Here is a 23,860-nt window from a genome sequence, read left to right on the forward strand (position 1 = left end):
GGATGCGAACCAAGCGTTACCGGTTTGTTGCACTCCCCTGATGATCTTTCCTTCGGTCTCGCACCGTCTGAACAGTGGGCTAGAGTCGGCGCATGCCATTGCGGTAAGCCATCGACTCCACCCCGGCCTCGGTGCGAACCTCGTCGATGAACTCAGCGGAGAATTCACCAGCGGCCTCGCTTACCAGGTCGAACAAATAAGCTTGCCCGCGCAACTCGAAAGCGGCCCAGGACCGTCCATCTGCGGGCAGGTCGGCCGACGCCCGGTCCATCTCGATAGCGACCCGCAACGCCAGCCCGACGACTCTTGAGCATCGCTCCGCCTCATCGCCGACATCCGCCAAGAGTGCAGCGATGACATCTATCGCCGCGGCCGCAGCGGCGGCACCGTGCCGGCCCGAGGCCGCGATCTGTTCTTTCACTGAGGGCAGCCGGCCCCTAAGGAGGCTATCGAGCTCCTCGGATCGACCCATACCGGTCAGCTCACACCACCCCGACTCGACACCCTGCTTCGGGTCGAAGGTGTCGCTCACATAGGGCCTGTCTAGCCGTCCGAGGAAAATTGGCAACAACGACGTGACCCGCGTGGCGATCGCGACCGAGAGGATAAATTCTCCAGAGAGAGGAGCAGCGTTGGTCACGGCCTAATTTCCTTTTCCCCAGACTGCTCTGGTCGGTGTGATGATGCGGCCGCCGAGTCTCTCGATCAGCGGAGCGACAATACTCGTCGCAGAAGTCACGGCTGGCAATCAGAAGTTTCGGTTGCACCCCCAAGTTGACGACAGCCTCGGTCCGCAACTTTCCTTCCGCATGGTTATGACCCAACAGATGCGGGTTATCCCTGACCCTAGGCAAACCTGGGTAAATACGATGCGCCTCGTCTTCGGGACTGAGCTTGCCGATCCCCGCCCTCGGGATGCTTCTGGCTTTTTTGTGACTAGATTTCCCCGGGCGCCCGGGGAGCGGTGGTCCTCGCAGACACCCGCCGCCTGGCCGATTACTTCGCGTCGATTGCTGGTCGTAACGCTCGCGTTCATGCCGTGCGTAGGCGGTGGTCGCGGTGGGATACGGGCGGGCGGACATCACTGATCCGGGTCGAGCCGTTACGCTTCCGCGCGTGCTGGGGGGAAAGATCGACAAGCGGTTGCGTGGGTCGACGTCGTCGCGGGTGGTGTGGCCACGGCTGTCGCGTCGGCAAGGGATGGTGCTGGGTGGCGGGCTGGCCGGGCTGCTGGTGATCGCGCTGCTGGTCTGGGCTCTGTGGCCCGAGCCGGAGGCGGAGCCCCGCCCGCGTGAGTACACCGATGCCACGGCCTGTCTGCTGACCGACGCGGACGGGGTGGCCGGGGCAGGCGCGGCGCCTGTGTGGGCAGGCATGCAGCAGGCCTCGCGGGAGACCTCCGGGCAGGTGCGATACCTGGCGGTGGGTGGCGAGCAGACCGTGGAGAACGCCCGTACGTTCGTCGGCACGCTGATTCTGGGTCGGTGCACCGTGATCGTTGCCGCGCCCGGGATCGCTGACGGGGCTGTGCGGGCTGTTGCGGGCGATCACCTGAACCAGCAGTTCATGGTTGTAGATGGCGATGCCCCCGAAGGGCCCAATGTGGTGCTCGTCGGGGTGGGCGAGGTGGCCGCAACCCTGCGCGACCGGCTGAGCACGCAAAACTGATTGTTTCATTGACACTCAGGAACTTCACAGTAGACACTCTCCGTGCTTGATCGACTGCGGTTAGCGGGGCGGGGAGTATGTCCTTTTGGCGGCGCTGTGCCGTTTTTACGGTTGTTGTCTTTGGTTTGTCGGTTGCGGTCCCACCGCAGGCGGTGCCAGAGGGCGGCAGCTTCCCGCTCAGCTGGTTGGCCGACGCGTTCCGGTTGCCAGCCGCGCTTGCTTCAGTAACCGGGCTGCCGGTGCAGGAGCGCCGCGATCCCGGCAAGGGCGGCTACGTGCCCACCTCCGAAACACGGGCGAACGGCGGCGTCGGCAGCCCGCAATCCATCGTGGAAGGCGGCCTGGACGGTTATCGGCCGTTCGAGCCGGAGAAGGTCACGACCACCACGGGCCCGCAGGCGCGCGGTTTTGTCGAGGAGACGAGCAAGAGGCAGGCCGGCAAGTCCGCTGCCGAGATGGACCAGTACCTGAACGCGGACGGGTCCACGACTCGGATCTTCTCCGCCGACCCGGTCAACTACCGCACCGCCGACGGCAAGTGGCAGCCCATCGATCCGACGTTGATCCGCGTGGGGGACCGTTGGCGCACGCGCGCGAACTCCCTGAGCGTCACCATCGGCGCCCCGACAGAAGCAAGCCCGGCGCCAGAGGCGAACTCGGCAACGGCAAGCCCTACGCCAGAGACAAGCCCGGCACCATCAGCGAGTCCTGCATCCGAGGTAAATCCGGCATCCAAGGCGAGTCCGGCAGCGGAAGCCAGTCCGACACCAATGGCGAGTGTGGCGGCCGGCTCGGATGCGGCGCCGGAGAAACGAGCTGAACCCCTCGCCGCGATCACTGTTGCTGAGGGCATCGAGGCGGGCTGGAGTCTTGACGGGGCCGCCGCGGTCACTCCGGCGATCACCGGAGCCACTGCGGCGTACCCGGAGATCCTGCCCGGCACCGACCTCGAGCTGCACACCACCGCGACCGGTTTCGACCAGACCCTGATCCTCAAGTCGCCGCAGGCGAAAGCGGCAGGCGAATGGCTGCTACCGCTGAACCTGACCGGCCTCACCCCGCACACCGCCGCGACCGGCGACGTTGAGCTCCGCGACGACGACGACGCTGTCCGGGCGACGATCATGCCGGGCTCGACACCGGTCAAGGTCGAGACGATCGACGGTGGGCGGTCGCTGCGGATGACGGCCGATTCCGCCTGGCTGAACGACCCGGCTCGCGTCTTCCCCCTCCGGCTCGGCGTCACCGTGACGACGGACGCCGACGCAGTCACGAAGAACACCGCTCTGACCGTTCCCATCGATACGACCCGTCCGGCGGGCACGCATGTGACCGAGGCAAGGGTCGAGGTCGCCGGATGCGAGACCGATCAGCCGGTCACCGTGACCGGGGCAGACGGCAGACAGCCGCTCGGCACTGCCACCACCTGTAAGGCTGATGCCACGGTCCCCCTCGATGAGGCCGCGGTGGACAGCGCCCTCGCGAAGGCCAAAACTAAGACCGCGGATCTGGAGCTGACCGTTTCAGCCGCGGCGGAGGCGAACGTCGTTGTCACGCTCGCGGCGAATAAGGTGCCGCAGATCGACACCCGTTATCCGGCGTTGAACGCGGTCGTGGAGACGCTCACACCGCAGCTGGTGACCCGGGCCCACGACCCGGACAACTCCCCGGCCAAGGGCCTGACCTACGCCTACACGGTCTACGACACCACTGCGACCGCGGTGGCGACCTCGGGGACCGTGACCACGTCGGGCTGGCAGGTGCCGGCGGGCAAGCTGGCGTGGAACACCTCCTACTACTACACGGTGAAGGTCGGCGACACGGTCGGGACGACGGCCGAATCGGCGGTATCGGCGTTCGCGACGACTGTTCCACAGCCGCGGCTCACCTCGGACCTGGCGCAGAACCCGGGCGCCGGCTTCGACCCGAACAACGGCAACTACACCACCGACGCCACCGACGCAGAGGTCGCTGGGGTCGGCCCGGCACTGGAAATCTCGCGTAGTTACAACAGCCTGGACACCCGCCGGACCGGGGCGTTCGGTCAGGGCTGGGCGAGCATCCTGGACACCGCGGTGACCGAACGCAAGGACGCCGCGGGTGCGGTGAAGACCGTGGAGGTGACGTACCCGAACGGCTCCGAAGTGGCGTTCGGCCGCAACGCCGACGGTACGTTCACCCCGCCATCCGGCCGGTTCGCGGTGTTCACCGCGCAGACCTCGGGCACCACGGTCACCGGCTACACGCTGACCGACAAGGACGCGACGAAGTACGTCTTCGGCCGTTCGATCGTCACCGGCCGGTTCGGCGTGACGTCGATCGCGGACGCGAACGGGCGGGCGCTGACCTTCGCGTACGACGCGGGCACGGGCCTGATCTCGACGATGACCAACACGTCGGGCCGCAAGCTGACGCTGACCTGGGCGACCACGGCCGCCCCGACATCCGGGGCTTCGCACGTGGCATCGGTCGTCACGGACGCTCCGGTCGCGGGTGGCACCGGGTACACCTGGACCTACACCTACGGTACGTATGACCGGCTGACCTCCGTCTGCCCGCCCGGGACGTCCACGGCGTGCACGGTCTACGAATGGGCGAACTGGCACAACCAGCAGGCGAACGCCGTACTTGACCTGAACCCGTACTCGTTCTGGCGCTTGAACGAAACGGAGGGGACCTCGGCTGCGAGCAGCGTGCTCACCAACGCCGGGGTGGACAACGGTATCTACAAGAACGTGACGCTGGGTGGAGCCGCGTCGCTGGCTGACTCGACCTCACCGACGACAGGCTTCAACGGCACCACCTCGTCGGTGCAGCTGCCGGGCAAGCTCGTCAACGACGGCTCGTACCAGTCGCTGAGCATGTGGTTCAAGACCAGCACCGCAGGCGGGGTGCTGTTCAGCTACAGCGGTGGTTCGATCAGCGCCGGTACGACCACTGGGAACTACGTCCCCGCCCTGTACGTCGACAAGAACGGTTTCCTGCGGGGCGAGTTCTGGCAGGGCGCCGTCGCACCGATGAAGAGTAAAAAGACGGTCACCGATGGCAGTTGGCACCACGTGGTGCTCTCCGGCGCGGGCAACACCCAGACCATGTACGTGGACGGGCTTCCTGCGGCCGACCTCGCGGGCACGATCGGCCTGTTCCAGACGACCGGGTCCGCATATGAGTACGTCGGCGCGGGATTTGTCGGTGGCAGCTGGCCAGACCATGTGGACACCGGTAAGGCGCCCGCCCCGGCCCGCTACTTCACCGGCTCGATCGCCGACGTCGGATTCTTCACCAAAACGCTGAGTTCCTCGGACGTCACCGGCATCTACCAGGTTGCGACGAACTCCAGTTCGGCGATCCGTTCCGTCACGTCGCCGGCGGGAAAGGTCACGTCGCAGATCGCCATCAGTACCGTCTCCGGCCAGGTCAGTTCGGTGACGGATGAGAACGGCGGCGTCTGGACGATGGGCCAGCCGTCGATCGCCGGAAGCAGCGAGGTCTATGTCGCGTCGGTTCTCGGCGCCAAACCGCTCAACTACTGGCGGCTCGGCGAGACCGAGGCCGACACAGCGGACGCGGTGAACGAGGTCGCCGGTTCGACAGCTACCTACAGCAGCGTCCAGCTCGGTGCCGCTGGGCCGTTTCCTGATTCGACTGCGGCCACGTTCAATGGCAGCACCTCGGCGGTGGCACTGCCGGGAACTGTTGCGGCTGCGGGTGCCTCGTCGGTCGGGGTGTGGTTCAACACAACCGCTGCAGGCAAGGTTGTGCTCGGCTCGCAGGCCGGCGTGCTCGGCACGACCACCGCGCCGGGCTTGCCGACGCTGTGGATCAGTGCGGACGGCAGACTGCGTGGGCTTTCACCGTCGACGACCCCGACCGGGCCGCTGCGCTCCGGCATCGCCGGCAAGTGTGTGAACGTAACCGACGGTGCCACCGCGAATGGCACCAAGGTCGGTATATATACGTGTAACGGTGCGGCGGCGCAGAACTGGACCTGGTACGCCGACGGCACAGTCCGCGCGCTCGGCAAGTGTCTTGACGCCAAGAGCTCCGGCACGGTCAACGGCACATTGGTGCAGCTCTACGACTGCAACAACTCGGTGGCGCAGGTCTGGGAGCCGACCACCGGCGGCGGCCTGAAGAACACGAACGCAGGCAAGTGTCTCGATGACCCGGACAGCACTACCGTGAACGACACCCAGCTGCGGATCTGGACCTGTAACAGCACCGCGGCGCAGCAATGGCCGGTATCCCTGGCCTCCTCGGCGGCGGTCAACGACGGCAAATGGCATCAGGCGGTCCTGACCTCGACGGGTCTCGCTCAGGTGCTCTACGTCGATGGCGTCAAGGCCGCATCCAGCACCGGCTCCGTAGCACTGGACCCGGGTGCCCAGCCGTACGCGTATCTCGGCGTGGGCCTCACCGGCACCGGCTGGTCCGGGCTGACCGCGAACACCACGTCGTACTACACCGGCAAGCTCGCCGAGGCAGCCTTCTTCGCCACGACGGTGACCGCCGACCAGGTCGCGGCGCAGTTCGCGGCAAGCAAGCTGACCGTGCCGGTCGCGGTGACCACCGTCGACACCAGCGTTCAGACCATCACCATGCCGGTGAAGACGGTCGCCGTCACCGATCCCGGCGGCAAGACCGTCTCCTACGCCTACGACCTGGTCAACAACCGGCAGATCGCCGAGACCGACGCGCTGGGCAACACCACCCGCTACGGCTACGACAGTGGCGGGTTCGACAGCCTCGTCTACGACCCCAACGGTGTCCGCACCCAGAACGTGCAGGACAAACGCGGCAACACGATCCAGGCGCTCACCTGCCAGGACCAGTCGGCGAACCTGTGCTCCAGCACCTACTACGGCTACTACCTCAACGCGGCCGACCCGGTTGACCCGCGCAATGACCTGATGGTCAGCAGCCGGGACGGCCGGTCGGCGGACCGCGCCGACAACACGTACCGCACGATCTATGACTACGACACCAAGGGCAACCCGGTCACCACGACCGACCCGCTCAAGCGGATCACGGCGACGGCCTACACCGACGGGACGACGATCGCCGCTGCGGACGGCGGGTTCGCACCGGCTGGGCTGCCATACCAGATCACGAACGCCGCCAACAGCGTGCAGGCCATCACCTACAACGCCAACGGCGACATTGCGAAGACTGTTTCACCCGCGGGTGAGGTCACCGCGTACACGTACGACCGCCTGGGCCGCAAGCTCAGTGAGACGGTGACGACCTCGACGTTCCCGAGCGGGCGGACGTCGACGTTCACGTACGACGCGCTGGGCCGGGTGCTCACCGAGTCCGACCCGCCGGTCACCAACCGGGTCACCGGTGCCGTGCACACCTTGGTGGCCACCAACGTCTACGACGCCGACGGCCGGATGATGTCGCAGTCGATCGCGGACACCACCGGCGGTGACGTCGCCCGCACTGAGACGGTCAAATACAACGATCGCGGACAGCGGTTGACCGCAACCGACGCCACCGGCAAGTCCACGTCGTTCACCTACGACGCTTACGGACAGGTCGTGACCGAGACCGACTCGGATGGCGGCGTCACCGCCTATGTAGTCGACCCCGAGGGCCACGTGCTTTCCGAGACGATGAAGGGCTGGACGGGCGACCCCGACGCCCCGCAGGACCCCAAGGACCTGATCACCGAGACGAACATGTACGACCCGGACGGCCGGCTCGCGAGCACGACCGACGCGATGGGCCGCACGACGTCGTACACGTATACGGACAACGACCTGACGGCGACGGTCACCGTCACCGACGGGACCAGCTCGTTCGTGCAGGAACGCAACACCTACGACAACGACGGCAACCTGGAAACCCAGATCACCGGCAACGGCGCCACCAAAACCGCGTTCAAGTACGACGAGGCGGGCCGCCAGACCATTACGACACTCGACCCGGACGGCCTCAACCGGGTCTCGACGAACGAGTACGCCAAGGACGACAACATCTGGCGTACGACCCAGCGCGTGGGCACCGGGGAAGTTCTCTCGGCGACCGATCACCAGTACGACACCGAGGGTCGGATGACGGCCGAAACGTCGTACAACGGAGACCCGGCGAGCACCCCGCTAGCCCGCTGGAAGCTGGACGCGACGACCGGCACCACCGCGGCCGACAGCTCCGGCAACGCGCCCGGCACCGCCAACAACGGCGTCACCTGGTCGACCTCGGCGCCCGCCGGGCACACCGGCAGCGCCGCCTTCAACCGCGATCAGAAGGGCCGGGTCACCTCTGTCGGCGGCCCAGTGGTCGACACCACCCGCTCGTGGACCGTCTCCGCGTGGGTCTATCTGACCATCAGCGAGGTCCGCAACTTCGCAGCGGTTTCGCAGGACGGCCCGGTCCGCAGCACCTTCATGCTCGGTTACGCAGGCACCAACAACAAATGGCGGATGCTGAGCAGCCGCTCCTCCACCGCCCAGAACACCGTCGAGTCGCAGGTCACGGCGGCCACGAACACCTGGACCCAGCTCACCGGCGTCTACGACTCGTCGATTGACAAGATGTCGCTCTACGTCAATGGCGAGTTCCAGACCACCGCGGGCATCACCGGCATGGCCAGCACCGGCCCGTTCATCATCGGCGGCGGCAAGTGGGACGGCGGGGTCTCGGACTCGTGGCCCGGCCAGGTCGCCGACGTCCAGGCATATCAGGGCGTCCTTACTGCTGACCAGATCAAGAAGGTGTACGCGGGGACCGCGCCGGCCGCCGGAGCCACGGTGTCCCGGTCGTCCGCGGTCACCGATGAGGGCGGCCTCGCGACCCGCAGCATCGACCCGCTCGGCAACGCCACCGACGTCACGTACGACGAGGCCGAGCGGCCCGTAGTGACGGTGGCCGCGCCGGTCGTCGCCGACACCGAGGCGGGCACGGTTACCGCCCGGCCGGTTACCTACACCGGTTACGACACGTTCGGCGATGAGACCGAGAGCGTCGACGCCAACGGCAACCGCACCACGACCGTGTTCGACCGGGCCGGGCGTGCCTACGAGACCCACGACCCGACCTACACGACACCGGCCGGCACCACGATCAGCCCGGTCTCGAAGGTCGAGTACGACACGCTCGGGCAGGCCGTCTCCAGCACCGACGAGCTCGGCAACGTCACCCGCAACACGTTCGACCAGCTGGGCCGGACCACCCGGAGCGTCGCGCCGAACGGCGGCATCACCCGGGTCTCGTACGACCTGGCCGGGCAGCCGCTCACGGTGACCGACCCGACCGGCGCGGTCTCCGCCACGACCTACGACTTCCTGGGCCGTCAGAAGACCACCACCCAGGCCGTACGCCAGACCGGCGGTGCCTATGAGACGAAGTACAACTACGACACCGCCGGGCGGTTGGAGTCGACAACCACCCCCGCAGGCGCCACGGAGCACTACACCTACAACGCCGTCGGCCAGCCGGTCACCTCGGTCGATCCCGCCGGGCAGACCACCACGACGGCCTACGACGGGCAGGGCCTGCCGGTCAAGGTGACCCAGCCGGACGGTACCTACCAGACGACGTCGTACGACATGCTGTCCCGGCCCACGGCGGCTGCGTCCTACGGCGCAGGTAGCACCACGCCCGGCACCACCTCCGCCCAGTCCTACGACGCCGCCGGCAAAGTTCTGACCAGCACGGACGGGCGCGGCACGACCACCTCGTACACGTACGACCCGACCGGTCTCGTGCTTACCGAGAAGCAGCCGATCAGCGCGACCGCATCGATCACCACATCGTTCGGTTACGACCTGGTGGGCAACCGGACCCGCTTCACCGACGGGCGTGGCAACGCGTTCCGGACCACCTACAACGCCTGGAACCTGTCCGAGTCCACGATCGAACCGGCCACCACCCGGACCCCGTCCGCTGTTAACCGCACCTGGACGATCACGTACGACGCGGCAGGTCAGGCGGTCTCACAGCGGGCGCCGGGCGGTGTCGTCCAGACCTACTCGTATGACAGTGCGGGCAGTCTGAAGTCCCAGAGTGGCACCGGTGCCGAGGCGGACACCGGCACCCGGACGTTCGACTACGACCTCGCCGGCCGGGTCACTTCCTTCGCCACCCCGACCGGCAGCAACACGGTGGGCTACGACGACCGTGGCCTGCCGTTGTCGATCACCGGAGCGTCCGGCAACTCGTCGTTCACGTACACCGCCGACGGTCTCATGGCCTCACGGACCGACGCCGCCGGCACCACCGCGTACACATACGACGGTGCCGACCGGCTCGCCACCCTGAGCAACTCCGCCGCCGGCGCCGACCTGCGCTACACCTACGACACCACCTCCGCGGTCAAAAAGATCACCTACGGGGGTACGGGCAACGTCCGCACCTTCGACTACGACGATCTGCACCGCGTGAACAGCGACTCCCTGGCAACCGCCGCCGGCGCCGCAGTCGCGAAGATCTCGTACGGCTGGGACGCCAACGGCAACGAGACCTCAAAGACCACCACGTCATTCGGCGCCGGCACAACGGCGAACAAATACACGTACGACCTCGCCGACAGGCTGACCTCCTGGGACAACGGGAACACGACGGTCGGCTACACGTACGACGCCTCCGGCAACCGGACCGGCAACGGTTCGACGACCTACACGTACGACGAACAGAACCGGCTGTTCAGTGACTCCACCGGGGCTGGCTACTCCTACTCCCCACGCGGCACGCTCACGTCGGTCGCCGGCAACGGCACCACCACGTCGTACACATCGGATGCTTTCGACCAGACCACCGGGCAGGGACTCTCGTACGACGCGCTCGGCCGGGCGGTGCGAGCCGGGTTCTCGTACACGGGAACCGGCAACGACCTGGCCGGCGACGGAACCGCGACCTACGCCCGTGACCCCTCTGCCTCCGTGATCAGCGCCGGCGGCCGGCTGACCTGGACCGATCTGCACGACGACGTGGTCGGCCAGTTCACACCGACCGGCACCACGCTGACCGGTTCCCGCACCTACGATCCGCTCGGCAAGGTCGTCACCGAGACCGGGATGCTCGGCAACCTCGGCTACCAATCGGAGTACACCGAGCCGTCAACCGGCCGGGTCAACATGGCCGCCCGCTGGTACAACCCCGGCACCGGCCAGTTCGACAATCGCGACACCGCCGCCAACAGCCCGGTCCCCGACAGCATCAACGCCAACCGTTATCAGTACGGCGACGCGAACCCGCTTACGGTCACCGACCCGACGGGCCACTGGGGCTTCAGGTCCATCACGAGTTTTGTGTCCCGGGCGGCCAGCACGGTCACTTCGTATGCCTCGCAGGCCGCTTCGGTGGCACGCAGTTATTCGTCGTCCGTTTATCACGCGACGGTTTCGCTGGCGTACTCGGCGACGGCGTACACGTTGCATCAGGTTTCGAAGGCTGCGAAGAAGGTCGGTTTCAAGAGGCTCGCCAAGCGTGCGGACGCGGGTCGTAAGCGGTACGCGAAGAAGGCACGGATCCATCGGCACAAGGCGCATAGGTCGTATGAAAGAGCCCAGCGTAAGGGTCATGCGCTGAAACAGCGGGCGGCGCGTGCGGCGAACAAGGTCGCGAAGAAGGTCAATGACGCGACGAAGAGGTCTGTGAAGTGGGTGAAGGCCCACAAGAAGCAGATCATCGCGGTGGTCGCGGTCGTCGCGGTGGTTGCTGCCACGGTCGCATTGGGTCCGGTCGGTGGGATCGTGGCCGGGATTGCGATCAACGTGGCGAAGGATGCGTTGCTGGGTGAGATCCACAGCATCGGTGATCTGGCGTCGTCGGCGGCTATGGGTGCGGTGACCGGGATTATCGGGGCGGCGACTGGTGGTCTGGGTGGTGCGGTTGGTTGCCGGATCGCGGGGATGGCGGCGACGAAGCTGGGTGCTGGTTTCGCGGGCAAGGTCGCTGCGGGTGCCATTGATGGTGGTGTGACCGGTGGTGTGTCGGACGCGGCGGAGCAGTTGGTGCGGACCGGTCGGATCGATGTGCGTCAGACGGCGCAGGCCGCTGCGGTGGGTGCGTTCACCGGTGGGTTGACGCGTGGCCTGATGAAGAAGTCCGCGTGTCACAGTTTTGATCCGACGACGCGGATCTTCATGGCTGACGGCACGGTGAAGCAGATCGGTGACGTCTCGCTGGGTGACGAGGTCTTGTCCACCGATCCTGAGTCCGGGGACACGGAGGGTAAGAAGGTCAGTGTCCTGCACCATCACCTGGACACCGACCTGGCCAAGGTCACCGTCTCGGATACCAAGACCGGTAAGAGAGCGGTCCTGGACACCACGGCGAATCATCCGTTCTGGAGTGAGGACCGCCAGGCGTGGGTGGAGGCCAAAGACCTGAAGCCGGGCGAACGCCTCCGTAGTGCGGATGGTGAGAGTAGCCAGCGGGTCGCGTCGGTCAAGCTCTGGAACGGCCTGAAGTGGATGGACGACCTCACCGTCAACGACATCCACACCTACTACGTACTCGCCGGCAACACGCCGGTACTCGTACACAACAATAGTGGTGAGCCCTGTAAACCTCCGGTTGGGTCCCGTGACAGCCTGGATGGCGCTGGCAAGCAGAGCTACGACACTTTGAAGGCTGCCGTAGGAAGGGCGCGCGGAGACCACGATTCCATCCGGGATAACCTGGGTCCGAACCAGGTTGGCCGTACCGATGTGCCGTTCTTCGTTCAGCGGATGTGGGCGGGTACGGCTTTGGAGAAGGCTGTGGCAGCAGACCCCAAGGTCGTCGCGGATGGCAACATTGTCCACGTCGGTGCATCCCTACCCGGTCGGGCAGAACCAGACTTCGTGATCGGCGGCAGTCATAATATTGATGTGACGGGTGCAAGTAGGACATCGATTTCCGAACATATGGGCCGTGACTACTATAAACACAACGACCAGCTATTGACTTATCCCACGCTGGCCGGAGCTGATATAGCCAAAATTTTTGGGAAAGTTGGCCGAGGGTGAATAGCTTAGAGAAATTGTCATTCGAGCGTCTTCGCCAATATGGCAGTGGGCGAATCTTCAGTGAACTTGATTTGAGAGACGTCAAGTTCACCAGTTGCACTCTAGCTCAGCATGACGACCCCGCGTTTGGGCTCGTAGTGCGGAATTCCATGCTTCGCAATTGTTCTTTCAGTGCGTGTGTTATGGCGGGAGTTAAACTCGATAATGTCATTATCGACAGAGCGAAGTTTTCCAGGAGTTCGATCTCTGGGTGTGTTTTCAGGAATGTGACGCTGCGTGGGAGAATTGGCCAGCTTATTCTCGGTGGCCCGGCCAGATCTCTTCCCTCCGAAATGTTTGAGGCTTTTTCTCAAGCGCTTCTAGAATTTTATCGGGATGTCGACTGGGCGCTGGATATCAGTGACGCTACATTCGCAGACGCCACTATCCGTGCGGTCCCAGGGGAATTGATTCGTAGGGATGTCGGCAGGCATTTCCTCATACGTCGCGAGAACAGGGATGCAGTCCTGTCTATGCCGGATGCTCCGGGTCTCGCGAAGGCGTATTTCAGAGATTTTGATCTAACTCCATTCGATACTATGATTGCCGTTGCTGCGCAGGGTTCGAAAAATTTCGAAAAGCAGTTGGCTGATTTGCAATGGCTTCGTGAGCGGGACCTTGCTGAATGAGGCTTTCCGAGTAACAGCCGTCTGACGTTTGGTGACGAATTTTCTCAGGTAGTCCGGCCGTGCTCGATGTGCAGGATGACCAGGGCTGCTGTAGTGATCCGGCCGATACTCCAGAGGCTGAGGCTGGTGTTGCGTAGCGCTTTGAAGGTGGTCTTGAGCAGGGAGTTCCCGCGTTCGCCGATAGCGCGTACGGCGTTGTGGGCCCGGTTGCACTGTTGCTGCACCGCGGTGCAGGACCGGTTCTTCGGTATCTTGAACGCGACGGTGATCGTAATCGGTTCAACTTCGTAGCCCAGGTCACCGGGCACGCGCAGACCGTCGCCGGTCCAGGTGGTCAGCGCCGGCAGGATGCTGTGGTGGCGCAGGGCGGTGGTGTCGTGTTCGCGGCCCGGGCGCACGGGTAAAGTCCAGAGCGGCCAGCCGTCCGGGGCGGTGATGACCTGCACGTTCCCACCATGATTGTCGTGTTTTCCCGACCACCACAGATCCACCCCGGGCGTCGGTCCCGGGGTGCGGCACCGGTCGGTCTCGATCAGCGTGCCATCGATATTGACGTACGCGTAGCCGGCGATCTTCGCCGCGAGCAGTGCCGAGTCCAGCCCGGGAGCCTGGGCGGCGATCACTCGCAGGCCCTCGTGCAGATACGCGTACCCGGTCGAGCGACTCACCGCGTTGTCCGCGGCCAACTGCGTGATCCGGGTGCCGTCGAGTAACCAGCGCAGCACCAGGACCGCTTGTCGATAACAGCCCAGTTTACGGGTTCCCGCCCCGGTCCCGAGGCGTCGGCGTTCGGCGTGCAGCAACGCGGACACGAACAACACGGTGTGCTCGGATACTGGCAGGACGGCGGTGTATGGGACACTCATGACGCAATGCCGTCAAGTTAAGGCATCGATGCTGGTCAGCGTGGTGAGCTGACGGGGTGGTGATAGGTCAGTACTGTGACCGACCGTGACGTCGTCTGTAGTGGAATCGCGGCCGCAGGGCCGGTTGACTGATCACATTGGGCTCGGGGTGGTGTCGGCCCGGTTCAGTCGGGACCTGATCGAGGAGGTCCTGAACCAAACGGACCGGCGGGAGAAACGGTCACGGCGCCTGCCCGCACACGTGATGATCCGCTACGTCATCGCGATGGGCCTGTTCGCTGCCGAGTCATATGACGAGGTGATGCGCCGGCTCGTCGGTAACCTGCGCAAACTCGGGTCCTGGGATGATGGCTGGCAGGTCCCGACCGCATCCGCGATCACCCAGGCCCGTCAGCGGCTCGGCCCGCAGCCCGTCGCCGAACTGTTCGACCGCGCGTGTGTGCTCCTGTCCGGTCCGGGCACCAAGGGTGCCTGGCTGGCCCGGCGCCGGCTGATGGCGATCGACGCGACCAGCTTCGACGTCGCCGACGCAGAAGCCAACGTGGAGCGTTTCGATCGCCTCGGGTCCGGGCCGAAGCGTCGGCGTATCCGAAACTGCACGTCGCAGCCCTCGCTGAGTGCGGCAGCCACGCGATCGTCGCCGCGGTCCTGGGCTCGTGCCGGACCGGGGAACGCACTCTGGTCAAGGACCTGAGCGCCGGGTCGAAGCGGGCATGCTCGTGCTCGCTGACGCGGGTCTGTTCTCCTTCGAGCTGTTCAACGCCTTCGCGGCCACCGGCGCCGATCTGGCCTGGCGGGTCGGGGCGAGCGTCTCTCTGGGCAACGTCCGCTGGCTGGCCGACGGCTCTTACCAAGCGCTGATCTTCAAACCTGGCCTGTCCGCGCAACGCCAGACCCGCCTCGTTGAGCAGGCCCGCGCCGGCCACGACATCCCCGCTGATCTCGCCCGGCTCGTGCGGGTGGTCGAGTACACCGTCCCGGACCGCAACCCCGACGGTGAACTCATCGTGGTGGTCACCACCCTCACCGACCCGTTCGAGGTGCCTGCCCTCGATCTGGCAGCCGCGTATCAGCAGCGCTGGGCGGATCTTCATGGCCGACGGCACCGTGAAACAGATCGGTGACGTCTCACTCGGTGACGAGGTCCGCTCGACTGACCCGGAGTCCGGGGACACGGAGGGCAAGAAGGTCGGTGTCCTGCACCATCATCTGGACACCGACCTGGCCAAGGTCACCGTTTCGAATACCAAGACCGGCACAACCACCGTCCTGGACACCACGGCCAATCACCCGTTCTGGAGTGCGGACCGCCAGCAGTGGGTGGAGGCCAAGGACCTGAAGCCGGGCGAACGCCTCCGTAGTGCGGATGGTGAGCGCAGCCAGCAGGTCGCCTCGGTCAAACTCTGGACCGGCCTGAAGTGGATGGACGACCTCACGGTCAACGACATCCACACCTACTACGTACTCGCCGGCGCGGTGCCGGTACTGGTCCACAACAACGGGCCGGTCTTCGACCACTGCGCGCCCATCGGGCCGGTAGAGGCGAACGGGCGCCGGACAGCGTGGTCGGATCCCGCCGAGGGCCCGGCGCCGAAATACAACCGGCGAACCCAGTTCACGAACATGACGAATGCAAATCGACAAGACACGTTGGCCAGCGACCCTATTTGCGTCTACTGCGGGAACTCGGTGAGCTCACAGGCCGATCACGTCTACTCGGTCCGTGAATATCACCAGAGCGGTGGCTGGGAAGGCGATAAGGAAACCCGTTCGGCCGATATCAACCAGCGCGGTAACCTGGCTGGAGCCTGCCAGCCATGCAACGGGGGCGGGGGTAAGGGAGGTAAGGTGTTGGGGCCTGGCCCGGGAGAATTCTGGCCGCCTGCTTGGCCGGCCGGACAGTGGTGGCCGTTTGGGGGAGGGCCCAGACCATGATTACTCGTGACCTGATAAGCGATTTCTACGAATCAAAATGGGGGCGACCGAAGCGCAAGGCCCGATTCGATGTGCTCGGTCACCCCATGGAGGTCGGTAAGTGGGATGAAGAGGCCACCGGCGAAGACGTCACCATGTACGCCACCAACGGTGCCAGCGCTTTGGAGTCGGTTCAGTCTCCTGGCCGCCGGGTGGAGTTCTATGTGGGATTCAGTCCGGAGTTCGACGACATAGCCTCCGCGCTATCCTTGCTCGGTAGCTACCCACTGACCGGGGCGGCCGTTTCGGTCGGCGATACGGTCACCTTGGGCGATCCACTCTGGAGTGGCGCTCCTGTCAATACTTTCTTGATCGCTCCGCAGATCGAGGAGTTATTCGATCCGTTCGTGCTCCCGGATTCTTCGCACGTCCACTTCTATCAGGTGCTTCTCATTTCTGAGAATGAACTCAAGCTGAAGCAACAACTTGGCGCCCGGTGGCTGCTCGGAGAATTGAACGATCAGGGAATTCCGACCTGGAAGCACGACCGGCGTTATCTCTGACCAGCAGGGTAGAAGGATGGTCGGCGCGATTGCGCCGGCCCTGCCGTTGGTGCGGCCTAGGACCCCGGCAAAGTCGACGATTTGATGCAGGTGGCCACCACTGAGAATGGTGACCTGATCTACTGGGCTGCCCCGGTGGGAAAGAACCCGAACGACTGGACGACTGTGGTTACCGGACCTCGCGACTCCGACGAGCTTCCCGAGCACGAGTTCGGTTTGGCCGGCTTCCCGGTCGGGGTGTTGCCTGGCAGCCTGAGGGTGGAGGCGTTCACACCCGACTTTCCGGATGAGTCCCCCGTCTTCGTGCCAGAGGAAGACTGACTGGCGGCGGACGATCTTGACGGCTTGTGCGGGCTGCCGAGGGGACAATATCGAGTCACGGACGTAGAAGATCAGTACGCGTGGCCCCAGGACGGCGTGGCTGGTGCAGGTGCGGTCGCCGCGATGCAGACCAGCCAGGAAGAGGCCCGGTTCAGTCGGCGGGTTGTCAGCACGCCACGCAGGACAAGTTCTTCGGGCTGCAGGTACGGCCGTTCGGCGCGAGCTGTGACGATGCGCTCGGCCAGGACGGTTGTCAGGCCGGGCACGGCGGTCAGGGTGTGAGCCGGGGCGTGGTTGAGGTCGACCAGGCCGCCGTCGTCGTACCTGCGGGCGAGGTCGGGACGCCCGACCGCGATCTGCAGTGCCTGTGCCGGGTTGTAGGCCGCGAAGGTGCGAGCCTGGTGGCGCAGCGCGCGGGCTTTGGGGCTGTCGCCCGGGTGGGAGGCGAGCACGCCGCCGTGGATCGCGGCGACGACCGCGATGAGCAGGAACATGCTGATGGCGACGTTTTCGGTGTTGGTCGTGTAGTCCGCTTCGATGGGGCTCGGGTCCAGGCTCATCACGATGCAGGCGGCGACGAACAGCACCAGATAGGTCGCTGAGACCACGAACTGGCGCCGGTCGCGGCGATAGAAGCCGGCGTACAGGAAGTAGATCCAGCTGCCTGCCGAGAGGAGCAGGATCGGCAGCACAGACGCGATGATGACTTCGACAACGGGAAAGCCTCGGTGTATCCGCAGAGGTAGCGGCGGTGTCTGCGTCCAGCCGGGCAATGTGGGCGGGTCCGGCGGCACATAGGGCGGCGGGTAAAAGGCCGAGGGGTTGTACGGCGGCCCGGAAGGCTGGTTGTAAGGAGAGCCGGAAGCGGGCCCGGAGGGCGGCGGGGCGAATCCGGCCGGTGGCGAATACTGGCCGGGATGCTCGCTCCCGTCGGACCACGGGTCGACGGCTTCGGAGTAGAAGTGTTCGCCGCGCAGGATCCGGCGGTGGGTCTCCTGGAGTTTGTCGCCGGGTTCGACGCCGAACTCGTCGAGGAAGTATTCGCGGGCCTCGCGGAAGGCGGCCAGCGCTTCCGCCTGCCGTCCGCCCTGGTGCAGGGCGATCATCAGGCTTGACCGCAGGCCCTCGCGGAGTGGGAACTGCTCGACCAGGCGTACGAGATCGGGCATCACGCCGGTGTGGTTTCCCCGCGCGAGCTCAATTTCCGACCATTTCTCCCAGGCTGTTGCTTTTGCCTCGGTGAGGCGGGTGCGGGCGGACTCGAAAACGGCTCCGCTCAGGCCGGCGAGCGCTTCGCCTTTCCAGAGCTCCAGCGCGGTGCGCAGCGTCGCCGCCGCTTCCGGGAAATGCCCGCTCTTGCGCTGGACCGACGCCTGCGCCATGCCCGCCTCGAACCGGACCGAATCCAGGTCGTCGGGGGAGATCTGCAGCGCATAACCCGCGCTCGTCAGAGGGAGCAATTCTCCGGGGGTACGCGGTGGGCGATCCGGGTCGAGGAGGCGTCGCAGCCCGGCGACATATTTCTGTACGACGTTGGCGCCGTTCTCCGGCGGATCCTCGCCCCACACCGCGTCGACGATCTGGGTGACGGGGACCGGGCGGCCCGCGTTCAGCAGGAGGATGGCGAGCACCGCGCGTTGTTTTGCGGGGCCGAGTTCGAGGGGCGTTTGTGCGCGCAGTGCGCGTACCTCACCCAGAAGCTCGAAGCGCAAGTCTGAGTCAGACATAGCGCACCCCCATTTACCTGCGGAAACGTGAAACGGCAGCGAAGCGGCAGCCGGCAGCAGCATAGCGGCAGCGCGACGGCAGCACTGTCCGCCAGTCTTCGGTGTATCGACCCCGGTGGTGTGCAGCGCCGGGACCCCCATCGCATTCGGAGACAAGACTGATGAACGTACGTGTGGGAGTGGGCGCCGTGGTCGCCCTCGGCATTCTCGCCACCGGCGGCTGCGGTGCTGTGCAGGCGGCCAAGGACGAGGTCGCGGAGGCGGTGGTGCCGACGCCGAAGGAGAAGCTCGTCGACTCGCTGCCGGATTCGGGCGCCGGGCCGTTCCACTTCGCGATGAAGGGTGGCGAGCAGCCGATGGACGGTGTGCTCGACGCCTCGAAGAAGAGCTACCAGCTGGGGTTCAGCAACACGGACCCGGATCTGGGTTTCACCATGACGATGAAGTTCCTGGTCGTGGGGGAGAAGTCCTGGATCAAGATCGGATTCACGGGTACGGAGGGGCTCACCGGGCTGCCGAAGTTGCCGAAGAAGTGGATGCTCGTCGACCCGGCGAAGATCAAGGACGCCGACGGGCCGTTGACGTATGACGACGAGACCGATCCGGGCGCTTTGACGCCGATCCTGGACGCGATCGTCGAGGTGCACGAGACCGGTGCCGGGAAGTTCGCGGGCACCACCGATCTCACGAAGCAGGGTGAGGCTGACCTCGTGGACCAGAAGACCCTCGACGCGCTGGGCGCGAAGGCGAACGCTGTGCCGTTCGAGGCCGAGCTGGACGACAAGGGCCGGTTCGCCAAGGCGGTCATCAAGGTCCCGGCCGCCGGCAAGATCAAGGCGGAGACGTACGAGGTGGTCTACGACAAGTACGGCACCGCCAAGTCTCCCGCCGAGCCCGCCGCGGGGGAGCAGCAGAAGGCGACCGCCGCGGCGTACGAGTTGCTGAACTCCTGATCCTGGTTCCACCTCATCGGCGGTCGCGCGGGTCTGACGGGGGTCCGCGCGGTCGCCGCTGTCGTGTGGTGGGATCGGGGTATGGCTACAAACGAGGACTTCGTCTATCTCGGGTGTTACACCGATGAGCGCGGCGGCGAGGGCGAGGGCATCGCGTTGCTGCGGCGCGACCGGGTGACCGGTGCGCTGACGCCGGCGGGGGTTGCCGCGCGTACGCCTGCTCCCTCTTTTGTGGGCCAGCACCCCACCCTGCCGGTCGTGTACGCCGTCAACGAGCTCACCGAAGGTGCGGTCAGCGCGTTCGCCGTGGAGCCTGACGCGACGCTGACCCTGCTCGCCGTACGCCAGACCGGTGGTAAGGAGCCCTGCCACCTCGCGGTCTCCTCGGACGCCTCGCACCTGCTCGTCGCCAACTACACCAGCGGTGATGTGGCTGTCTTCCCACTGGACGCGGACGGGGTGCCGGGGGAGCGTTCCGATCTGCTCGACCTGCGGGGGTCCGGCCCGGTCGCGGACCGCCAGGAGGGCCCGCACGCGCACATGGTCAATCCCGATCCGAACGGCCCGGACGTCCTAGTGTGCGACCTCGGCTCGGACCGGGTCTGGCACACCCGTCTCGACGCGGTTTCCGGGCGGCTGACCCTGGTCGGCCCCGCGATCGTCGCCGAGCCCGGCACCGGTCCGCGGCACCTGCTGCGCGTCCCGGGCGGTGACATTCTGCTGGTCGGGGAGCTTTCCGGGGATCTGAGCCGGTTCCGGCCGGGGCCGTCGGGGGCGTTCGTCCAGGCCGTCGTCGAGGTCACCAGCGCGGTGAAGCCGAATCAGCCGTCAGAGCTCACCACGGGCCGGGACGGCCGTTTCGTATATGTCGCCAATCGTGGGCCGGACACCATTTCGGTCTTCGACGGCGATCGGCTGATCGCGGAAGTGGCGACGGGCGGCGAGTGGCCCCGGCACATCGCGCTGCTCGGCGATCACCTCTATGTAGCCAATGAGCGGTCGCACACCGTCACTGTCTTCCGGATCGACCCCGATTCGGGCATCCCGGCGATTCAGGGTGACCCCGTCCACCAGGGCAGTCCTACCTGCATCTTGCAGTACCGCACACCCATCGGAATGGGATAACTACTCTCAGTGAATTAAGTATACGATAATGCCAATACGAGTAACTTTCGTCCGAACGTATATGGCATTCGCGTCTCGGGATGCGCAGTATGGAGCGCGTGTCAGGCCGCCATCGCAGAAACTTCAGTCTCAAGGGAGCGGGCGTCGTCGCATCAGCGATGGCGATCGTTGTCGTTCTCGCGGGGTCCTGGTTCGGTTATCAGCAGCTCGCTGACAAGGGCTGTTCCGGCGGAATCGCCCTCAACGTGGCCGCGGCGTCCGAAATTGTCCCCGCTGTTCAGCAGGCCGCCAAGCGGTGGAGTGACGCCGGTGCCGAGGTCAATGGGACGTGCGTCAACGTCAATGTGACTGGCGTCAGCCCGGCCTCAATGGCGTCCACCATCGCGCTCAAGCACCGGGTGACGCTGTCGGGCCTGGGTGCGGTGAGCAAGGACGGCACGGTGCCCGACGTCTGGATCCCCGACTCGACCACCTGGCTGCTGCGCCTGCGCTCGGAGGCCTCCGGCTTCCAGCCGACCGATGGCAAGTCGCTCGCGCAGAGCCCGGTCGTGATCGCGATGCCGCAGCCGGTCGCCGAGAAGATCGGCTGGCCCGACCGCAAGCTCGGCTGGGCCGACCTGGTCAAGCAGATGACCACCGGAAACTCGCTACGGACCGGCATCGTGGACCCCAACCGGGACGCCGCCGGTCTCGCGGGCCTGCTCGCGCTGGGCGGCGCGGCCGGCACCAGCGCGCAGGCGAAGGCTCAGCAGGTCGGCGCGCTGCGCTCGCTCGCCCTGGGCAGCTCCTCGCTGCGCGAGGATCTCCTGGAGAAGTTCCCCCGCTCGGAGGACGCGGCAGACCTGACCACCGCGATCAGCGCGGCGCCGCTCTCCGAGGAAGACGTCATCAGCTACAACGCCGACAAGCCGGTCGTCCCGCTCGCCGCGCTCTATCTCGACCCGAAGCCGCCGGCCCTTGACTACCCCTACGCCGTCATGCCCGAGGTCGGCATCGACCTGAACAAGTCCGCGGCGGCGACCGGTCTGCGCCAGGCGATGGAGCAGCCGGCCTTCCGCGACGAGCTTGCCCGGGTCGGCCTGCGCGGCCCCGACGGCGTGGCGGGCTCCGGTTTCGCCAACCCGACCGGCGGGCCCAAGGCCAGCGCGGCCCCCGCCGCCACCACCGGCACCGAGGGTGCGGCCGCCGCGGGTCTCGACGCCGGCTCGATCAACCAGGTCCTGGGCAGCTGGGCTGCCATCACGCAGCCCGGCCGGGTCCTCGCGGTCTTCGACGTGTCGGGCTCGATGGCCGACAAGGTCCCGACCGCCGACAACCAGAGCCGCGCGGCGGTGACCCGGACGGCGGCGACCCAGGGCCTCAAGCTCTTCGACAACGAATGGGCCGTCGGCACCTGGATCTTCTCCACCGAGATGAACGGCAAGCTGCCCTACAAGGAGATCGTGCCGATCAGCCCGCTGACCTCGGCGCGCTCCGAGCTGGAAGCCTCCATCTCGCAGATCACCCCGAAGGCGGGCGGCGCGACCGGCCTCTACGACACGGCGCTGGCCGCGTACAAGAAGGTCCAGGAGGACTGGCAGCCCGGCCGGGTCAACTCCGTCATCCTCTTCACCGACGGCAAGAACAGCAACGACGACGGCATCAAGCTCCCCACCCTCGTCACCGAGCTGAAGAAGGCCAACGACGCGAAGCGCCCGGTCCGCATGGTGATCATCGGTATCGGCAACGAGGTCGACGCCAACGAGCTGGAGACCATCACCAACGCGACCAGCTCCGGCGGCGTCTTCATCGCCGAGGACCCCGCGAAGATCTCCGACATCTTCCTCGAAGCCATCGCCTCCCGCTCCGGCGCCGCGCGCTAGGCGCCTCCCGCTCCGGCGCCGCGCGCTGATCACGCCGAAGAGGGGTTCCAGTCGAGGCAGACGGCCACGGCGTCGTCCTCCAGGTCCGAGCTCACGAACGCGCGGAGATCGCCCAGCAGGGAGCGAACAGCCTGGAGCGGGGCAAGCGGGCCGGTCCGGCGGATGAAGCGGCGCAGTGCCGCCTCGCCGTACTGACCGGCCGCCCCCGGAGCCGCGAAGACGCCGTCGCTGACGATGAACAGCCGGTCACCGGGCTGCATCCGGAAGCTCTGCGTCGAATAGTCGCTGGTCTCGAACATGCCGAACGGGAACTCGGCGTCCAGCTCCTGGTCGTGGACCTCGCCGTCGCGCAGCACCAGGAGCCGGGGCGAACCGGCATCGATCGCGAGGACCTCGCCGGTGGTCACGTCCAGTTCCAGCATCAGGGCGGCCACGTGCGAGTTACCGCGGTGCTGGGCGAAGAGGGCCTGGTCGGCGAGGCTCGCCTGGTCGGCCAGCGGGAGACCGGCACGGCGGGCGTTGCGCAGGGCCTGGGTGGCCAGGGAGGTCAGCAGGGACGCCGTCATGCCGTCGCCCATGCCGTTGAGCACGGTGACGAAGACCCGGTCCTTTTGTTCGGCCCAGTCGAAGCTGTCGCCGCGGACGGCGTACGCCGGCTCGAGCTGGCCCGCCAGGCTGAAGCCCGGACCCACCCGGGAACGCCCGGGCAGCAACTCCCACTGCAGCTCGGCAGCGAGCGTGAGCCGCTGGGAGCGGGCCGCGACGGTGTAGCGGTCGGTGCCGGCGCCGGCAGCCTGCAACTCGTGCGCGAGCAGCGTGCCGATCTCCAGGAGCTCGGCGCGCTCGATGCCGGCCTCCGGAAAGGGCTCGGTGCCGGCTTCCGGGGAGGGCTCGGTGCCAGCCTCCGGGAAGGGTGAGATCCGCAGAACACCGAGGCGTTCTCCCCGCACGGTCACGGGCAGATACCCGACGTGCCCCGCGACCACCTCGTTCTGGTGGTCGAACGCCCGCCACGCCGGATCGCCGGGGTGGGTCACCGCCGGGCCGCCGAGCAGCGGGAGCAGCGCTGACAGGCGGTAGTCGACCAGCAGCAGATCGGCGCCGGTGATCGCGTATTCCTTGGCCAGCACGTCCGCCAGGCACTCCACCACCAGCCTCGCCGGCGCCTCGGCCAGCGCCCGCCGGACCGCTGTCACTCGCTCGGACACGGTTTGCACCCCCTCGACACCGTCGCCTCT

General features: G+C 66.2%; 15 protein-coding genes. 11 read left to right on the plus strand and 4 right to left on the minus strand.

Going from position 1 to position 23,860, the window contains the following annotated elements; translation table 11 throughout:
* Positions 1-79 precede the first annotated feature (79 nt).
* On the minus strand, positions 80-640 hold the full coding sequence (locus tag Ahu01nite_RS41645) for a hypothetical protein (protein ID WP_203842281.1): 561 nt from the start codon (positions 638-640) through the stop codon (positions 80-82).
* 476 nt (positions 641-1,116) lie between these two features.
* On the opposite strand from Ahu01nite_RS41645, the gene Ahu01nite_RS41650 reads away from it, so the two are divergent.
* The 3 genes from Ahu01nite_RS41650 (at position 1,117) to Ahu01nite_RS50960 (ending at position 13,291) form a co-directional block, all read left to right on the plus strand.
* Positions 1,117-1,668 carry a type 1 periplasmic-binding domain-containing protein gene (locus Ahu01nite_RS41650; RefSeq protein WP_203842282.1) on the plus strand — a complete coding sequence of 184 codons (552 nt, stop codon included), beginning with the start codon at positions 1,117-1,119 and terminating at the stop codon, positions 1,666-1,668.
* Positions 1,669-1,793: 125 nt separating this feature from the next.
* Entirely contained in the window at positions 1,794-12,623 is a 10,830-nt protein-coding gene (locus Ahu01nite_RS41655) for a LamG-like jellyroll fold domain-containing protein (protein WP_203842283.1), read from the plus strand.
* A gap of 149 nt (positions 12,624-12,772) precedes the next feature.
* A complete protein-coding gene (locus Ahu01nite_RS50960) occupies positions 12,773-13,291 on the plus strand; it encodes a pentapeptide repeat-containing protein (protein ID WP_344572455.1) in 519 nt (172 codons plus the stop codon).
* Between the two features lie 44 nt (positions 13,292-13,335).
* On the opposite strand, the gene Ahu01nite_RS41665 is transcribed toward Ahu01nite_RS50960, so the two are convergent.
* The gene (locus Ahu01nite_RS41665; protein ID WP_203842285.1) at positions 13,336-14,157 is read right to left on the minus strand and encodes a transposase family protein; all 822 of its coding nucleotides are present in this window, start codon (positions 14,155-14,157) and stop codon (positions 13,336-13,338) included.
* A 124-nt stretch (positions 14,158-14,281) separates the two neighbouring features.
* Here Ahu01nite_RS41665 and Ahu01nite_RS50965 point away from each other — a divergent pair, with 124 nt between their 5' ends.
* The 5 genes from Ahu01nite_RS50965 to Ahu01nite_RS41685 all read left to right on the plus strand — a co-directional run bounded on the left by Ahu01nite_RS50965 (position 14,282) and on the right by Ahu01nite_RS41685 (position 16,955).
* Positions 14,282-14,851 carry a transposase domain-containing protein gene (locus tag Ahu01nite_RS50965; RefSeq protein ID WP_239159558.1) on the plus strand — a complete coding sequence of 190 codons (570 nt, stop codon included), beginning with the start codon at positions 14,282-14,284 and terminating at the stop codon, positions 14,849-14,851.
* Positions 14,852-14,870: 19 nt separating this feature from the next.
* A complete protein-coding gene (locus Ahu01nite_RS50970) occupies positions 14,871-15,281 on the plus strand; it encodes a hypothetical protein (protein ID WP_239159559.1) in 411 nt (136 codons plus the stop codon).
* Positions 15,250-16,092: a polymorphic toxin-type HINT domain-containing protein gene (locus tag Ahu01nite_RS41675; RefSeq protein ID WP_203842286.1), complete on the plus strand. Its 843-nt coding sequence runs from the start codon at positions 15,250-15,252 to the stop codon at positions 16,090-16,092. Before Ahu01nite_RS50970 ends, Ahu01nite_RS41675 begins: the two co-directional genes overlap by 32 nt.
* Positions 16,089-16,634 (plus strand): suppressor of fused domain protein, encoded by a 546-nt coding sequence (locus Ahu01nite_RS41680; RefSeq protein WP_203842287.1) that lies wholly within the window; start codon positions 16,089-16,091, stop codon positions 16,632-16,634. The genes Ahu01nite_RS41675 and Ahu01nite_RS41680 overlap by 4 nt, the downstream gene beginning before the upstream one ends.
* An 84-nt stretch (positions 16,635-16,718) precedes the next feature.
* Positions 16,719-16,955 (plus strand): hypothetical protein, encoded by a 237-nt coding sequence (locus Ahu01nite_RS41685; RefSeq protein ID WP_203842288.1) that lies wholly within the window; start codon positions 16,719-16,721, stop codon positions 16,953-16,955.
* Between the two features lie 71 nt (positions 16,956-17,026).
* Here Ahu01nite_RS41685 and Ahu01nite_RS41690 read toward each other — a convergent pair whose 3' ends face one another.
* Positions 17,027-18,682 (minus strand): AfsR/SARP family transcriptional regulator, encoded by a 1,656-nt coding sequence (locus tag Ahu01nite_RS41690; RefSeq protein WP_203842289.1) that lies wholly within the window; start codon positions 18,680-18,682, stop codon positions 17,027-17,029.
* 161 nt (positions 18,683-18,843) lie between these two features.
* Here Ahu01nite_RS41690 and Ahu01nite_RS41695 point away from each other — a divergent pair, with 161 nt between their 5' ends.
* The 3 genes from Ahu01nite_RS41695 (at position 18,844) to Ahu01nite_RS41705 (ending at position 22,622) form a co-directional block, all read left to right on the plus strand.
* Positions 18,844-19,635: a hypothetical protein gene (locus tag Ahu01nite_RS41695; protein WP_203842290.1), complete on the plus strand. Its 792-nt coding sequence runs from the start codon at positions 18,844-18,846 to the stop codon at positions 19,633-19,635.
* Positions 19,636-19,716: 81 nt separating this feature from the next.
* Positions 19,717-20,760: a lactonase family protein gene (locus tag Ahu01nite_RS41700; RefSeq protein WP_203842291.1), complete on the plus strand. Its 1,044-nt coding sequence runs from the start codon at positions 19,717-19,719 to the stop codon at positions 20,758-20,760.
* Positions 20,761-20,918: 158 nt separating this feature from the next.
* Positions 20,919-22,622 carry a substrate-binding domain-containing protein gene (locus tag Ahu01nite_RS41705; protein WP_203842292.1) on the plus strand — a complete coding sequence of 568 codons (1,704 nt, stop codon included), beginning with the start codon at positions 20,919-20,921 and terminating at the stop codon, positions 22,620-22,622.
* A gap of 29 nt (positions 22,623-22,651) precedes the next feature.
* Here Ahu01nite_RS41705 and Ahu01nite_RS41710 read toward each other — a convergent pair whose 3' ends face one another.
* Positions 22,652-23,830 (minus strand): PP2C family protein-serine/threonine phosphatase, encoded by a 1,179-nt coding sequence (locus Ahu01nite_RS41710; protein WP_239159560.1) that lies wholly within the window; start codon positions 23,828-23,830, stop codon positions 22,652-22,654.
* Positions 23,831-23,860: the final 30 nt, after the last annotated feature.

It is taken from the genome of Winogradskya humida (genome assembly GCF_016862215.1).
In the GTDB taxonomy this organism is placed as follows: Bacteria; Actinomycetota; Actinomycetes; order Mycobacteriales; family Micromonosporaceae; genus Actinoplanes; species Actinoplanes humidus.